The 15,823-nt window shown below is 41.7% G+C and carries 14 protein-coding genes; all 14 read right to left on the bottom strand.

Annotated features, from left to right (window positions below; translation table 11 throughout):
• Positions 1-79: 79 nt before the first annotated feature.
• Positions 80-2,872, bottom strand: a complete 2,793-nt coding sequence (gene ileS / locus OVN21_RS02185) for an isoleucine--tRNA ligase (RefSeq protein ID WP_267247087.1) — start codon at positions 2,870-2,872, stop codon at positions 80-82.
• Between the two features lie 253 nt (positions 2,873-3,125).
• Positions 3,126-3,920 (bottom strand): DivIVA domain-containing protein, encoded by a 795-nt coding sequence (locus tag OVN21_RS02180; protein WP_267247086.1) that lies wholly within the window; start codon positions 3,918-3,920, stop codon positions 3,126-3,128.
• Positions 3,921-3,928: 8 nt separating this feature from the next.
• Positions 3,929-4,720: an RNA-binding protein gene (locus OVN21_RS02175; RefSeq protein ID WP_267247085.1), complete on the bottom strand. Its 792-nt coding sequence runs from the start codon at positions 4,718-4,720 to the stop codon at positions 3,929-3,931.
• Positions 4,717-4,977, bottom strand: a complete 261-nt coding sequence (locus OVN21_RS02170) for a YggT family protein (RefSeq protein ID WP_267247084.1) — start codon at positions 4,975-4,977, stop codon at positions 4,717-4,719. Before OVN21_RS02170 ends, OVN21_RS02175 begins: the two co-directional genes overlap by 4 nt.
• Positions 4,977-5,507, bottom strand: coding sequence for a cell division protein SepF (locus OVN21_RS02165; protein WP_267247083.1), 531 nt, complete (start codon positions 5,505-5,507; stop codon positions 4,977-4,979). Before OVN21_RS02165 ends, OVN21_RS02170 begins: the two co-directional genes overlap by 1 nt.
• 9 nt (positions 5,508-5,516) lie before the next feature.
• Positions 5,517-6,188, bottom strand: coding sequence for a YggS family pyridoxal phosphate-dependent enzyme (locus OVN21_RS02160; protein WP_267247082.1), 672 nt, complete (start codon positions 6,186-6,188; stop codon positions 5,517-5,519).
• A gap of 3 nt (positions 6,189-6,191) precedes the next feature.
• A complete protein-coding gene (gene ftsZ, locus OVN21_RS02155) occupies positions 6,192-7,448 on the bottom strand; it encodes a cell division protein FtsZ (RefSeq protein WP_267247081.1) in 1,257 nt (418 codons plus the stop codon).
• 16 nt (positions 7,449-7,464) lie between these two features.
• A complete protein-coding gene (gene ftsA / locus OVN21_RS02150; protein WP_267247080.1) occupies positions 7,465-8,835 on the bottom strand; it encodes a cell division protein FtsA in 1,371 nt (456 codons plus the stop codon).
• A 232-nt stretch (positions 8,836-9,067) separates the two neighbouring features.
• Positions 9,068-9,772 (bottom strand): TIGR02206 family membrane protein, encoded by a 705-nt coding sequence (locus OVN21_RS02145; RefSeq protein WP_267247079.1) that lies wholly within the window; start codon positions 9,770-9,772, stop codon positions 9,068-9,070.
• A 194-nt stretch (positions 9,773-9,966) separates the two neighbouring features.
• A complete protein-coding gene (locus tag OVN21_RS02140) occupies positions 9,967-10,578 on the bottom strand; it encodes an NUDIX hydrolase N-terminal domain-containing protein (RefSeq protein WP_267247078.1) in 612 nt (203 codons plus the stop codon).
• Positions 10,565-11,938 (bottom strand): UDP-N-acetylmuramoyl-tripeptide--D-alanyl-D-alanine ligase, encoded by a 1,374-nt coding sequence (locus OVN21_RS02135; RefSeq protein ID WP_267247077.1) that lies wholly within the window; start codon positions 11,936-11,938, stop codon positions 10,565-10,567. Before OVN21_RS02135 ends, OVN21_RS02140 begins: the two co-directional genes overlap by 14 nt.
• An 83-nt stretch (positions 11,939-12,021) precedes the next feature.
• The gene (locus tag OVN21_RS02130) at positions 12,022-13,065 is read right to left on the bottom strand and encodes a D-alanine--D-alanine ligase (protein WP_267247076.1); all 1,044 of its coding nucleotides are present in this window, start codon (positions 13,063-13,065) and stop codon (positions 12,022-12,024) included.
• A gap of 99 nt (positions 13,066-13,164) precedes the next feature.
• A complete protein-coding gene (recR, locus tag OVN21_RS02125) occupies positions 13,165-13,761 on the bottom strand; it encodes a recombination mediator RecR (protein ID WP_267247075.1) in 597 nt (198 codons plus the stop codon).
• 10 nt (positions 13,762-13,771) lie between these two features.
• Positions 13,772-15,814, bottom strand: a complete 2,043-nt coding sequence (gene pbp2b / locus OVN21_RS02120; RefSeq protein WP_267247074.1) for a penicillin-binding protein PBP2B — start codon at positions 15,812-15,814, stop codon at positions 13,772-13,774.
• Positions 15,815-15,823 lie beyond the last annotated feature (9 nt).

Raw genomic sequence — 15,823 nt, 5'->3', positions numbered from 1 at the left:
TCTTTAATTCTTTTGAACTGCTTTTCTTCTCATTTATAAATATAGAAAAACCACAAGAAAATCCTTGTGGTTACATAACTTATTTCTCTTCAAATCCTTCTGCGACTGCATCCGCAAAGTTTTCTTCTACGATGCTTGCACAGTGGTCACAGATGACTGCGTTGTAGCTGCGTTCTGCTGTTGTTGGGTCGATACGACGGCAACGGTCACATACTTTACCTGCAGCACGTTCAACAGTGAAGGCTACATCTTCGAAGCTAACGGTAGCTTCTGGAGCTGGTCCTTCTGCGATGGTCAAGTCTGACACGATCAAAAGTTGAGCTACATTGCTGTTTACTGCTTCGAGTAGAGCTTTCACAACTTCGTTTGGATAAACTGTCAAGTGAGCTTCAAGTGATTTACCGATTAATTTTGCATTACGAGCCTCTTCCAAGGCTTTTTGAGCTTGTCCACGGAAGTCCATGAAGGCAGCCCATGTATCCAAGATTTCCTCTTGATTAGCAAAAGTTTCCGCTTCTGGTAATTCTGACAATTGGACGAAGTCTTCTGCTTCAAACTCAAGATATGACCAGATTTCCTCTGCTGTGTGAGGAAGGATTGGTGTCAAGAGTTTGGTGATTTTCACAAGAATGTCATAGAAAACAGTCTGCATTTGACGGCGTTCCAATGATTTGGCACCTTCGATATAAACAACATCTTTGGCAAAATCAAGGTAGAAGGCTGACAAGTCAACGTTGATAAAGTTTACCAAGGCCTTGTAGATTGTCAAGAATTCAAAGTTTGCGTAAGCATCACGAATGGTCTTAACAAGCTGGTTAAAGCGAATCGTCATGTACTTATCAACTGAACGAAGCTCATCGTAAGCTACTGCGTCTTGAGATGGGTTAAAGTCAGATGTATTGGCAATCAAGAAACGAAGAGTATTACGAATCTTACGGTAAGTTTCAGAGACTTGGCTCAAGATATCCATAGAGATACGTACGTCGTTGCTTGAGTCAACACTTGTTACCCAGAGACGCAAGATTTCCGCACCAAATTGTTTTTCAACATCACTTGGAGCAATAGTATTACCAAGAGATTTAGACATCTTCTCACCTTTCCCGTCAAGAGCAAAACCTTGTGACAAGATTTGTTTGTAAGGTGCTACGCCATGGTTGGCAACAGATGTGATGAGTGATGAGTTAAACCAACCACGGTATTGGTCTGAACCTTCTAGGTAAAGGTCTGCTGGGTAAGTCAATTCAGGACGGTTTACCACAACTCCATTCCATGATGAACCTGAGTCAAACCAAACGTCCATGATATCTGTTTCTTTTTTGAACTCGCCATTTGGTGAACCTGGATGCGTAAATCCTTCTGGTAAGAGGTCTTTGGCATCACGTTCCCACCAAATGCTTGAACCGTGTTCTTCAAAAAGTTGAGCTACGTGTTCAATCGTTTCAGCTGCCATAATAGCTGTACCATCTTCTGCGTAGAAGATTGGAAGTGGAACACCCCAAGCACGTTGACGTGAAATAACCCAGTCGCCACGGTCACGAATCATGTTGTAAAGACGCACTTTCCCCCATTCTGAGTGGAACTTCACTTTTTCAATTTCGTCCAAGATTTCTTGGCGGAATTTAGATACAGAGGCAAACCATTGTGGAACTGCACGCCAAATGATTGGTTTTTTCGTACGCCAGTCAAATGGATATGAGTGAGAAATTTCTTCTTGGGCTAGAAGGAGGTTACCAAGTTTTTCAATAACAGTTGGTACAACCTTGTCGTAGAACTGGCCTTCAAAGTCAGAGCCAGCATTTTCCATCATAATACCGCGTTCATTGACAGTGACAAACACTTCCAAGCCGTTAGCAACACCGACATTGTAGTCGTCCTCACCAAAACCAGGGGCTGTATGGACAATACCAGTACCAGAGTCAGTGGTAACGTGATCACCAAGGATCACCAACTCATCTACAGCTGTATCCCAAGGGTGAGCTGTCACGATTTTATTCAATTCTTGACCACGGTAGGTCGCCAAGACTTGAACATCCGCCCAACCAAATTTCTCAGACAAGCTATTCAACAATTCTGCAGCAACCACAAACTTACGAGATTCACCAGCAGGTTGAACCAAGACGTAATCAATATCCGCTCCGACAGTTAAACCACGAGAAGCTGTGATAGTAAATGGAGTAGTTGTCCAGACAACGATGTAAGTATCTGTATCTAGAACACCTTTACCATCTTTGACCTTGTTGGCATAGTAAAGGGAAGTTGAAACCAAGTCATGGTATTCAATCTCTGCTTCAGCAAGGGCAGACTCAGATGACCAAGACCAGTAAACTGGCTTGGCACCACGGTAGATATAACCTTTATTAGCCATCTCACCAAATACACGGATTTGAGCCGCTTCATAGTCCGGAGTCAAGGTCACATATGGATTTTCCCAGTCACCAGAAACACCCAAACGTTTGAAGTCTTCGCGTTGTTTATCTACTTGAGAAAGAGCGTATTCACGGCAGAGTTTCAAGTACTCAACCAAGTCCATTTCTTTACGTTTGACACCTTGTTTTGCCAAAACTTGCTCGATTGGCAGACCATGAGTATCCCAGCCTGGAATAAATGGTGCGTAAAAACCTGACATAGATTTTGAACGAACAATGATATCTTTTGAAATCTTGTTCATAGCGTGTCCAACGTGGATATTTCCGTTCGCGTATGGAGGACCATCATGCAAGGTGAAATGCGGTTTTCCTTGGTTCAATTCTTGACGACGTTGATAAAGTTTTGCATCTTCCCATTTCTTTTGCCAAACCGGCTCTTTGGTAGGAAGGCCTGCACGCATTGGGAAAGCTGTTTTCCCAAGGTTAAGGGTATCTTTGAGTTTCATGGCATCTCCTTTATAAATATTAACAAATTAAAAACCACGACTTCCAAAAAGGACGAAAATCGTGGTACCACCTTTGTTCGAAAAAAGACAGCGTCTCTTTTCCTCTTTTCCCGTAACGTGGGGGACGTCCAGTCTTACTGTTTTCAGACTGGATTCGTTGAGAGGATAATCTAACGACTAGGGATTGCAGGGCTCACACCATCTCCCGCTCGCTGAAAATATAGTTGGTTAGATTTTGTTCTCACATTTACTTTTATAGGATAAGAACAGATTCTTTGTTTGCATCTTCCTCAGTTGCTGCAGTAGTTTCTACGTCAACTGACTCTTCATGTTGTTCACTTTCATCTGTTTGTTGATTTTGTTGAGCTTCAAACTCAGCCAATTCTTTGTTGCCAGCCTCGATACGAGCTTGCAACAAAGCAACCTCTTCTGGTGTAAATTGACGAGTCATATCAATTGGCTCTTCCTCAGGTTGTGAAGGAATAGTTTCACCAAGAACTTCACCCACCACTTCTTTAAAGGCTTCATCGCTTGTTTGAAGATACGTTGCTGTTGGGCGAAGAATGTCTTCCCAATCTGATGACTCGACAATAGCCAACTGACTTTCAATCGTAGACTTGAGGCGTTGATGGAATACACGGCTCTTGTTCTTCAACTCTTCTGTCTCAACAGCCACTTTCTTAGCATTATCTGTTGCCTGACGGAGAATTTCATTTGCCTTGTATTTTGCTTCTTCTAGCAAACGCTGAGCGTCTTGTTCAGCTTGTTGAATAATATTGTTCGAACGTTCTTGAGCAGCCTGTTTGACACGCTCCGCAGTATCTTGGGCAATCAAAACTGACTGACTCAAGGAATCTTTCATCTCATCAAAGTAAGACAAACGTTCTTCCAAACTCCTGATGTGTATCTCTTTGTCGTGATTACTACGAACCAAATCTTCATAGTCACGAACAACGATATCAAGAAATTCATCTACTTCTTCTGGGTCAAAACCTCTAAATCTTGTACCAAAGGTTTTATCTTTAATTTCTAACGATGTAATTGGCATACTTTTCCTCACTTACTTAATAATAATTGAATGCTTAATTTTATCTTGTCTTTTTTTGTCTGTCCATTGTCTTTGACAACTTTTAGACGACCAAACTTTCTCACACTGATCAAATCGCCAACGGCAACCTGGTAATCAGATTTTTCAATCAGATGATAGTTTACTTGGACAGATTTTTTCTCAATCAGTTGACTGGTTTGATTTCTAGATAATTTCAAGGCACTTGATAAGAGGGCGTCCAATCGAAAACTCGAAACTAAAATTTCTCGTTCTCTAAAGTCAATTTTAGATATAATCCTATCGGTAAAAGGACGTTCCTCCAGCGATACAGGAAGTCTGCCAATCTTTCTTATCCCATCCTGAAAAAGAGAAATAAAATCACGATTGACAAAAATCTGTGCTCTCTTTTCATCTACCAAGATATCACCAAATAATTTACGGTCAATTCCTAGCTGGTTGATGATTGTTCCCAATATTTTTCCATGGCTCAGCTGTTCAAACTTGCTCGGATAGCAAATTTCCAACAAGGCCATTTCAAAGTCTGATATTTCCGGTTCAAAATAATCTGGATAGAGAAGAACACGAACCGACTCCGTCAGAAGAAAATCACCACTACTTTGGCAACCCAGCCCATATGTCCCAGTAAGCACCCTTAAAATCTGTTCCTGATGGGGATTGATAAAAGGAGTAAGCACCGGTACATATGTATCTTCTACCCGCCTTATCCACTCTAATCCCTTATCAATAAAAGGAATATCATCTTGGAAGAAATGCTGATAAATAGCTCGATTTACTGTCATAGTAATAGTACTAGTCGTGTTAAGATATTTCCAAGAAGCTGGATCAGAATCAGCGCGGTCCAGACCGTAAAATCAAGACCAGCAAATTGTAAATTGAGCTTACGAAGTGGCTCGATAACTGGACGAGCAAGTCTGATGACTAAGCGACCTAGTTGACTTTCATAGGCATTTGGAAACCATGAAAGAAGAGCAAATGCAACGAGAATGATGGAGTAAATGCTAACTGCATTCTGAATTAAACGGATTAAGAAAATCATTATCTTGCTCTATTTCGTTTAATATCAAAGCCAAACTCGGCACCTTGTGATTCATCTGGAAGTTTGATATCTTCAATATTCACGATAACGTTGACAGGCGTCAATAGATACATCGTACTCGCAACTTTCTTCATATTTCCAGCCAAGACGTGACGAGCTCCATCCAAGTAATCAAGACAGCGACGCGCTTGTACTTCTGTCATGTATTGGAAATCAATCAAGATACTTTCATTTCCAGTTAACAAATCAACAATCTCAGTTGCATCCTCATACTTTCTTGGATAACGAACATCAATCGTCACTTTCTCATCTGAGTGATGGTTTTGCTTTGCCAACTCTTGTTGACGAGCATGGAGGCGAGTAATATTCGTATCTTTTACTGATCCCGGCTGAGCAGATGCTGGTAATTCTTTAGAAGATGAGATGGTTGGACTAACAGTCTCCTCTTGTTGAATTTGGTAGTTGGTCACGTCTTCTCCATCTTCTGTAAAATAATCTATAAATTTATCGAATCTATCTTTTAAAGACATAGCTCTCTCCTATTTAAAAAATGCTGTACCGATTCGAACAAAGGTCGAGCCGAACTGAATCGCTTCTTTAAAGTCACGACTCATTCCCATGCTTAGCTCTGTCATCGGCATATTAGGGATTTGTTTTTCTCTAATTTCTGCTTGCAGAGCCTGCGTATCCTTGAAAATTTCTTTCAATTCATCACTGTCTGCCTCAAAAGGAGCCATGGTCATTAAACCAACATACTCAATCTGATCTAACTTAGCCAATTCTGGCAAAAGTTCTAGCAATTCTCCTTTTGAAAACCCATGCTTGCTTTCTTCCCCAGAAATATTAACCTGCAAGAAACACTTGATAACATGAACTGTTCTCTTTTGAATTTCCTGTGCTAACTTTAGGGAGTCTAAAGCATGAAAGTAATCCACATATGGGATTACTTCTTTTACTTTCCGTCTCTGTAGTGTTCCTATTAAATGCCAAGTGACTGGGTAATCTTTCAAGACCTGATATTTTTCTAAAAACTTATCAACTCGATTTTCACCGATATGATGGATACCAAGCGGAAGCAAGGCTTCCGCTGTTTGTACATCTACATATTTTGTCACTGCGATTACTGAAACAGCATCTAGATTACGGTTGGCTTTTTGACTAGCATCAGCAATTTGCTGAAAAACTAATTCAGTATTTTTTTTCAAATTCATTGATTAACGATTTTTGAAGAATGGAGGTGTATCCAATTCATCCTCATCTTGTGAAACTGGTGTTTCAAAGCGTTCAACTGGTGAAGCAACGGGAGCTGTTTGGCGAACAATTGACTCACGGCGTAAGTTCCAACCTCCAAAAGCAGATGCTTGGTTAGTTTCAAAGCGACGCGGACTTGATTTAGGCAGTTCTGCTGTCTCTTCCAAGTCGAATTGACGGTCAAATGTGTGTGCTTGTGGAGTTTTAGTTGATGGTCGACCAACTGGTTGATTGGTAGCAGACCCGACTACTTTTTCTAGTCGTTCTTGACGAACACCTGTCGCTACAACAGTCACACGTATTTCATCCTTCATGCTTTCGTCAATAGATGTTCCAAGCCAGATGTTTACACCTTTGCCAGCTGCTTGATTGACAATTTCTGAAGCTTCTTCTGCTTCAATCAAAGTCAAATCAAGACCACCAGTAACGTTGACAATCACATCCTCTGCACCATCAATAGTTGTTTCAAGAAGTGGAGAGTAAATCGCTTTACGAGCCGCTTCAACAACGCGCTCTTCACCACTACCGATACCGATACCCATAAGGGCATTCCCTTTGTTTGCCATTACAGTTTTTACATCAGCAAAGTCAAGGTTAATCAATCCTGGATTCGTGATCAAGTCAGTAATTCCTTGAACACCTTGGCGAAGAACGTTATCTGCTTCACTAAGAGCTTCAAGAAGCGGTGTTTTCTTGTCAACAATTTCAAGCAAGTTGTTGTTAGATATAATCAACAAAGTATCAACATGCTCGCGAAGTTCATTGATTCCTTCTACAGCGTACTGACCACGTTTGCTTCCTTCAAATCCGAAAGGACGTGTCACGACACCAACTGTGAGAGCATCAAGATCTTTAGCGATACGTGCAATAACAGGGGCAGCACCTGTACCAGATCCACCACCCATACCAGCAGTGATGAAAACCATGTCTGCACCGCTGATTGCTTCAGTCAGAGCTTCTTCGCTCTCCTCTGCAGCTTTACGTCCAACTTCTGGACGACCTCCAGCACCCAATCCACGAGTCAATTTTGGACCAAGTTGGATAACGGTTTCTGCTTTCGTACTGCTAAGGGCTTGTACATCAGTGTTAGCTGCGATAAATTCTACACCAGCAACACCTTCGTCAACCATACGGTTGATAGCGTTACCACCACCACCACCGACACCAATTACCTTAATAACTGCGCCTTGAGCTGCTGCTGTATCAAATGAAAATGTCATAATTTCTTATCCTCTTTTATTCATCAAACATGCTTCCGATTAAACCACGGAAACGTTCTATTAGCTTCGGTTTACTTTGAGAACTTGCTTGGAATTCTTCCTTGGGAGCAACTGGAGTTTCCTGCACAGTTTCAGCTGGAGCTGTTTGTGCCGGACTTGGTTGCGCTACAGGATTCAAACGTTGATTTGGAATACCAAAGTTGATTGGTTTTTGACGAAGGAATTCATCTCCTTTAACTGCTTTTTGAGCAAGAAGATTGACTTCGGTCAATTTACCAGCAAACTCAGATAAACTAATCACGTGAGCAAATGCAGGGTTGCGAATTCCAACCTGATTTGGTACATAGAGTTTTACTCGAACACCAAATACTTCTTGGGCTAATTCAACAACTCCCGGCAAAATTGCATTTCCACCGATAAGGACGATACCTCCTAGCAAATCTAACAAGTGTCTTCTTTCCAACTCTTGTTTGATTTGGTCAAAGATATGTTTGATGCGTGCTGAGATAATTTCTGCTAAGTAGCTCTCTGTCACTTCAACAGGCTCTACTTCACCAATTACTTCAACTTGGAAAGTTTCATTACTTGCTAGTGGAACATAAGCTTCACCATAGTTCAGTTTCAAACTTTCTGCAATCTTTTGAGATGTTTTCAAGACTTTAGAAATGTCTTTTGTAACGTAATCTCCACCTTCTTGGTAGATGTTGGTAAATTGCAATTCTTGGTTGCGGATAGTCGCTACAGTAGTCTGACCTCCACCCATGTCAATGACAGTCGCACCAAATTCACGTTCGCCTTCATTGAGGACTGAGTTCACAATTGCCAAAGGTGAAATAATCACATTATCAACCTGGATACCTACACACTCAACTGTCTTGCGGAGATTGTGTAGAATCGTACGAGGTCCTGTGTAAAGCAGACCGCGCATTTCCAAGCGAACCCCCATCATACCACGAGGGTCACGAATTCCTTGGAAACCATCCACGATGAACTCTTCTGGAATAAAGGTAATTACTTCACGATCAGGAGTCATGCTCTTTGTCAAAGCTGACTTAACAACATCTTCAACATCCTGATCTGTGATTTCTTTTGTATCTGATGTTACAGAAATCATTCCTTGTGTTGGTTCGACCTGCAAGAGATTTGCTGGAAGACCAACGTTGACAGACTTGATAGAAATGCCTGCTTTCTCTTCTGCCTGTGTGATTGCAGATTTGATTGCTGAAGCAGCTGCTTCAATATCAACAATAATTCCGTCCTTTACACCTTTACTTTTGGCATTACTAACACCAATTACATTTACTTCGCCATCCCTATGCTCAGCAACTAACACCTTAATGGAGCTAGTTCCGATATCTAAGCCTGTAAAAAAACCATCTCTAGTCATTGCATCGCATCCTCTCTATCTTCCAAGTTTCTCACTTCTATTTAATAACTATGTTTGGACATAGCTATTCAAAGAATATTATAACACAAAAAAACTAATCATGCTTAGTTTTTCGTAAATTTCCTACATGTTTTTTGAGAAAATATTAGAAAATTTTTCTTCTAGAAAAAGTTTTTGATGTTCTTGTCAACAATTCGATAATATTTATAACCCATCAAAAAAGAAGGTCTATTTAGACCTTCTCTTGAATAAATTCTTGCGATTTTTGCTGTAAAAAAATCTCTAGCAATTTTGCTGTTACGCAAATTGCTATCACGATAACGCTCGAAACAATGAGGTAATTCAAAAGTTGTCCGTGATTTCCAACAAGTGGCGGTCTCGTTAAGAAACCATAATCCCCACTGACAACTAAATTAACAACCCATATCAAAGCGTTCAAGGTGAAGGTAATCACCGCCACATTTTTGAAGTTGAGCAGGGAAGCTTCATAGTTTTTAAACAAGTATAAGAGTGCATTTCCCAAAAGTGCCACATGTCCGATAAAGAAGGACAGGATGGTCACATGTGGAAACGGATAAGGATCAAATAGTGGATAAGTCAGAGCCGCTGTTACCCCAAAGGTTCCTAGAAGGGCAAAGTATTGCTTGTACTTAGAGGCTCCCGGGATCAGGAGCAAGGCAAACATGGCTACACGGCAATGATAGAAGGGTAAACTTTCTGACAAGGGTAGATGGTTTCCCCAATACCAGCTATACAGAACAATCAATTGAACAGATTGAAGAATCTGAATAAATCGTTGGTAGGCCACTTTGTCACGAAAACGATAAGAAGCATAAATAGTAAAGGCCAGTAAACATAACAAACCAATATACCAATGGAGTTCAATCTGGGGCGGTTCTGATATCTGCGTGGTAAACAATTGATCCCACAAATTCATATTCTCTTCCTCATTCATCTAGCCAGAGCAGTATAAAAGTCGCCGCTCGACCTTTTTAATTTTTTGAAAATACTTGATTCTATACTATGCATAGAATACTTGCGTCTTAAATTCGCAACCTATTATATCATTTGTATTGCAGAAATGCACTTTACAAACACCCTTTTTTGATTTATCGACTTCTCTAGCATAAACTAATCGACATATTGGTCTCTTTGTCCTTTATGAACCTGCCAAAGAATCTCCATTTGCTCCTTGGTGATGCGTTTTTCAGATAAGGCTGGCAGTTGGTTAATGGCAAAAAATTGAAGCTCAGCAATTTCTTGATTCTCTTGAAATTGTCCATCAAGAAGCTTACATTCAAAGACAAATTTTGCATATTGTTTGCTCTGTAGTTGGAAACGATTGGTGTCAAAAACTGCAAGTAACCTTTCAGCTTTTGCTGTAAAACCGGTTTCTTCTTCAATTTCTTTAAGAATATTTTCAGTTGGTGAATAACCGACCTCACCAAAGCCACCTGGCAAAGCCCAACTATCCTCTCCTTGTCCCCTAACCAGACAAACCTTTTCGTCCTCAACAATCCAAGCACGGACGTCCATTAACGGAGTTGCATAAGCGGACATTGGCTTCAAGACTTCTGCCACTTCTTCGGAATCAAGGTCTGATGCTTGATTCAACATTTCAGATAACAGACTTCGCAAGTCTTCGTAGCGCTCACGGTCAAAAGGATCTTTTGTAAAGGTTAATCCAGTATCTGTAATGGCAATCATTCTTTGAAGATACTTAGCAAAATCACTTGCATTCATTTTCTAAACTTTCTACCAACTTGGCTAGATTCATAGAGTTAGAGCCTTTGAGCAAAATTTGGTCATTGGCACTGAGGCTTTCCTTAACCTGCTTGACTAGGTCTTCAAATTGGTCCTCGTCGGCTGTTTTTTTGAAGTAATAAACGTGACCGATTGGGAACATTTGACTAGCCAGTTGTGCCAATTCGGCAATGTCTTCTCCGTAGAAAATGACAGTATCCAACACATCTGGGGAAAGACTTAAAATCATCTGGTTATGGAGCTGAATAGACTGGTCGCCCAGTTCCTTCATATCCGCCAACACTACAATTTTCTTGCCACCTTCATTAGCTGGAATAGCCGAAAAAGTCTCTAAAATCAACTTCATAGCAGTTGGATTGGCATTATACACATCTGACAGGATATCTGCTCCATTGGCTACTTTCTTCCACTCAGTACGGTTACGCGTCAATTCAAGATCTTGGAAGACCTGACCAATCTGTTCCTCTGACACTTCTTCTTGTAGGGCAACATAGGATGCAATCATGGCATTAGTGGCATTGTACTTACCAGTCACTGGCAAATCGAGGGCTTGTTCCAAGAAATTAGCCTTAAAGGTCAGACTATCCTTGCGCTCAACCAAGTCTGTAATTTCCAACTCTGCTCCTTGCCCAAAACGGACCACCTTTTTATCAGTTGGCAAGTAATCCTCTATAATGGAGTCGGCTGGTGCCAAAAGCAAAGAACCTGAAGCCATACCGTCTGCAATTTGCATCTTCCCTTTAGCGATCTCCGAACGGTCTTTGAAAAAGGCCAAATGAGCCTCTCCAACCAAGGTCACAATGCCTGTTTTTGGGTGAGTCAATTCAGACAAGAGATGGATATCACCTAAGTGATCCTGCCCCATCTCCAAGACCAACTTTTCTGTTCCTTCAGGCATATGGAGAACTGTGTAAGGAAGACCTATCTCGTTATTATAATTGCCTTGTGTTTTGTAGGTTTTGTAGGTTGTTGATAGCAAGTGCGCCAACATATCCTTGGTCGTTGTCTTGCCATTTGAACCCGTGACTGCAAAGACATCAACAGCTGTTTTCTCAAGATAGTAGGCAGCGAGGGTTTGAAAGGCAGTCAGCACATCATCTACTAGAATGTAGGGATGATTTGCAAGCTCTTTCTCAGACAGGGTTACAGCAGCGCCATTTTCAAAGGCTGTTTCGATAAAGTCATGACCATCACGCGCACCTTTTAGAGGCACAAACAAGTCCCCTGTCGTAATCAAACGACTGTCAAACTCAGCCTTTTCTAACTGGGTGTCCTCAAAGATGCTGATATCATTTTTAGCTCCAACAGCTTGGGCAACTTCGTGAATTGTAAGTTTCATTTCTACTCCTTTAAAAAGGGTCGAAGTCCGAGAACTCTGATCACCTTACAGTGATGGTTCTGGCTTCTACCCTCTCTTTCATTTTATAGCAAATGCGCTTCGCGCTTGTCAAAACTTTCCTTGGCAAGATCAACCAAACGCTCGATTAGGTCTGGGTAACTGATTCCCATTTTATCCCAAAGTAGTGGATACATAGACCACTGGGTGAAACCTGGCATAGTATTGAGCTCGTTTAGGAAAATCTCTCCCTTATCTGTATAGAAGAAATCGCAACGAGATAGACCAAGGCCACCAATGGCACGGAAGGCTGTTTCCGCATTTCGACGCATGACAGCTACCACATCATCACTGACTTTGGCTGGAATATCCATAGTAATCTTGTTATCAATATACTTGGCATCGTAGTCATAAAAGGCAACATCCTTGACCACTTCTCCTGGTAGCGTACTTTTGACATCGTAGTTCCCCAAGAGACCAACCTCGATTTCACGAGCATTGACCCCTTGCTCTACTAAGACACGGCTGTCATATTGGAAGGCAAGTTTCAAAGCTTGGCGGAGTTCTTCTTGATTTTCTGATCTGGAAATACCGACACTAGAACCCATGTTTGACGGCTTAGTGAAGACTGGATAAGTTAATTTTTCTTCCACTTCAGCGATTCTAGCAGTCACATCGTCACCTTCAACGATAGCCACATAAGGAACTTGGGCAATACCAGCAGATTCCAGAACACGTTTAGTCGTGATTTTATCCATGGCAAGACTGGATGACAAGATATTACAGCCGACATAGGGCATTTTCAAAACTTCCAAGAATCCTTGAACAGAACCATCTTCTCCCATCGGACCGTGAAGAACTGGAAAGACCACTGCACCTTCTTCGTAGATGGCACTTGGTGCAACCTGCTTATCCCAATCAATGGTTTCATTGGTCATGAGACGATCCTCTTGCCCTGGAGTCTGACTAAATTCTTGCGTTTTGATAAAGTCACCTGACTGGCTGATGAAGAAATTCTTGACTGTGAAACGCTCGTAGTTGACCGCACGCATAACACTTTCCGCTGAAAGGACAGAGACTTCACGCTCTGCACTCCGTCCACCATATAAAAGAATAATCGTTTGTTTCATATTATTTGTCCTAATTCTACTAGAATACTCGCTCTTTAGTATATCATATTTGCTTGGTTTTTTAAAACTTGAAAATGAAGTTCGTAAATTTGTCTACACTTACAACTCTGTCCGATTTTCAATAGCCCGTAAGAGGGTCACTTCGTCCGCATACTCGATATCTGCTCCCACAGCGAGGCCTCGCGCCAGGCGAGTGACCTTGATGCCAGCTGGTTTGAGCAGGCGAGAAAGATACATCGAAGTCGCTTCCCCATCTGCTGTAGCATTTGTGGCTACAATCACTTCTGAAACCTCACTATCCATAAGACGGGTCATGAGACTCTTGAGATTGATATCATCTGGACTAATGCCATTCATGGGAGAAATAAGGCCATGTAAGACATGATAGAGTCCATGGTATTCTTGGATATTTTCCATAACCGCCACATCACGACTATCCTCTAGCACCAAAATCGTTGTCTGATCACGAGTTGGATCGGTACAGATAGAACAAGGATCGTCGTCTGTCAAACGACCGCAGACGGAACAATAGGTCAACTCTCGTTTAGCAGACAGGAGATTTTTTGCAAATTCATTGACATCATCATCAGACATCCCAATCGTATAAAAAGCCAGACGCGTAGCCGTCTTAATCCCGATACCTGGTAACTTTGAATAGCTATCAATCAGTTTGGCAATAGGTGTTGGATACAGCATATGTTCCTTTCTAATTCATTGGATGGTGTTGATGATAAAGATTGATAATGTCGCGCGCAATTGAAGGTCCGACACCGTTTGTTAGGTTGGTGTTATGAGGAAAGACGACTGCGACAGCGATTTGGGGATTTTCAGTCGGAGCATAGGCGACTGCGTTGGTATTATTGGCTTTTTGACCGCCATTAACGTAACTTTCGGCAGTCCCCGTTTTCCCGCTGATGGAAACGGCTGCGCCATTTGAAAAGGCACGACCAGTTGTCAGAGCACTCGTTCCATGCGAAACTTGATAGAAACCTTGTTGCAAGATAGCCATATCTGATTCTGATATATTGACCTTATTCATCTCTGTCGGTTGCAGTTGCTGAATCAAGTCACCCAGTCCTCCCTTATCATTATTACCATAAATGCCTTCAACAATACGAGGAGCCACACGAACACCATCATTTGCAATGGTTGCGACATACTGGGCTAACTGCATCGGTGTGTAGTTGTCAAACTGACCAAAGGCATTGGTGATGTAATTGGCAAAGCTATAGTCTTTGGGAATAAATCCAGTAGATTCATCTGGTAGGTCAATACCTGTTGAAGCTCCGAGTCCATATTCCCCAAAGGTTGATCGCAATTTGCCCATTGCAGTCTTTAACTGTCCAGTTGCGATTGTCATATTTGGCTGGTAGGTCTGCCCCATGATCCCTAGCGCAGTCTGAACCATGTAGGTATTAGAAGAATACTCCAAAGCTTCAACTGCTGTGATAGGGAAGGAGCCATAGGACAAGGTATACCATGAATTGATTGGAGCCGAACCTCGGAAAACAATCGGCTGATCTGTCAAGGTTTGATTGCCTGACAAGACCCCATTTTCCCAACCAGAGCTGATGGTCGCTGCCTTAACGACAGATCCTGGTACAAAGACATTGGTTATCGTTCCAAGCGAATCTGAACTTAATTTACCGGATTCGACATCATGCTTGACACCTGACATAGCCAGAACTGCACCGGTTTTAGGATTGAGGGCTACAGCGTAGACTCCTTCAGAGTATTTGGCTCCACCGTTGCCCAACTCTGAGTTGAAGTAGCTCTTGAGTAGGTCATCTACACCATTCTGGAAAGTTAGGTCAATCGTTAGTTTGATGTTGTTTCCTTTACTTCCCTCTTCGACATTTTCTACACTTTCCATATTTCCGTGTTGGTCGAGGTGGATTTCTTTGACGGAACGTTTTCCCTGAAGAACATCTTCATATTGCTTTTCAAGATAGGAAGTTCCCACTCGGTCATTGAGAGAATACCCTTTTTTCAAATAAGCGTCCACTTCCTCCGCTGGAAGACCTGATTTTTCACTTGATACACTACCTACAATTGAAGACAAAGAAGTGTCTAGGACTTTTCTATCCCATGAGGTTGAAATACTGATGCCTGGTAATTCCTTAGACGCTGATGCAACGAGAGCAACTTGGGTATCATTCAAGGCATCCGTAGAAATGGTGCCTGTCGCAAAATTTTCAACGGCATTGAGCTGACTAAAGAGATAGATTTCCTTTTTCTGGTCATCTGTATAATTGAGTTGACTCACGTCAATACTTTCAACCGCATTATTGTAGAGAGTCGCTTCAGATAAGCGGTTCCCATCTGAAGCTAGGCGTTTATCACTTGGCAAGGATTCGACTGTTTTTTTGTAAACGTCCTGGTCCGCCAAGTAGTAGTCTACAATCTGACGGTCTGTCAGATTAGGGGAGGTTACATTCACATATGCGAGAAGTTTCTTGGCTGTCTCCTTCAATTCTGATACCGTCATTTTATTGTTTCGGGTGAAAGAAACAACTTGCTTGACAGTGTTTTCTACCAAGGGTTTCCCTGATGCATCATAGATCTGTCCACGAGCTGAACTGGTTCTTACCCTTGTCTGGCTGGCTGAAGCCAATTTTGTTTCATAGAAATCTTTATTGAGCACCTGCATATATAACAATCGACCAATAATGGCCATAAACAACAGGATGACAATGGCAAACAGTAAATTAAGCCGGATAGGAATCGAATGGCTATTGAATTTTCTCATACAACTAAG

This window comes from Streptococcus sp. Marseille-Q5986 (genome assembly GCF_946902915.1).
Taxonomy (GTDB): domain Bacteria; phylum Bacillota; class Bacilli; order Lactobacillales; family Streptococcaceae; genus Streptococcus.
Note: the sequence above shows the minus strand (reverse complement) of the source record. Positions and strands in the feature narration are given on the sequence as shown.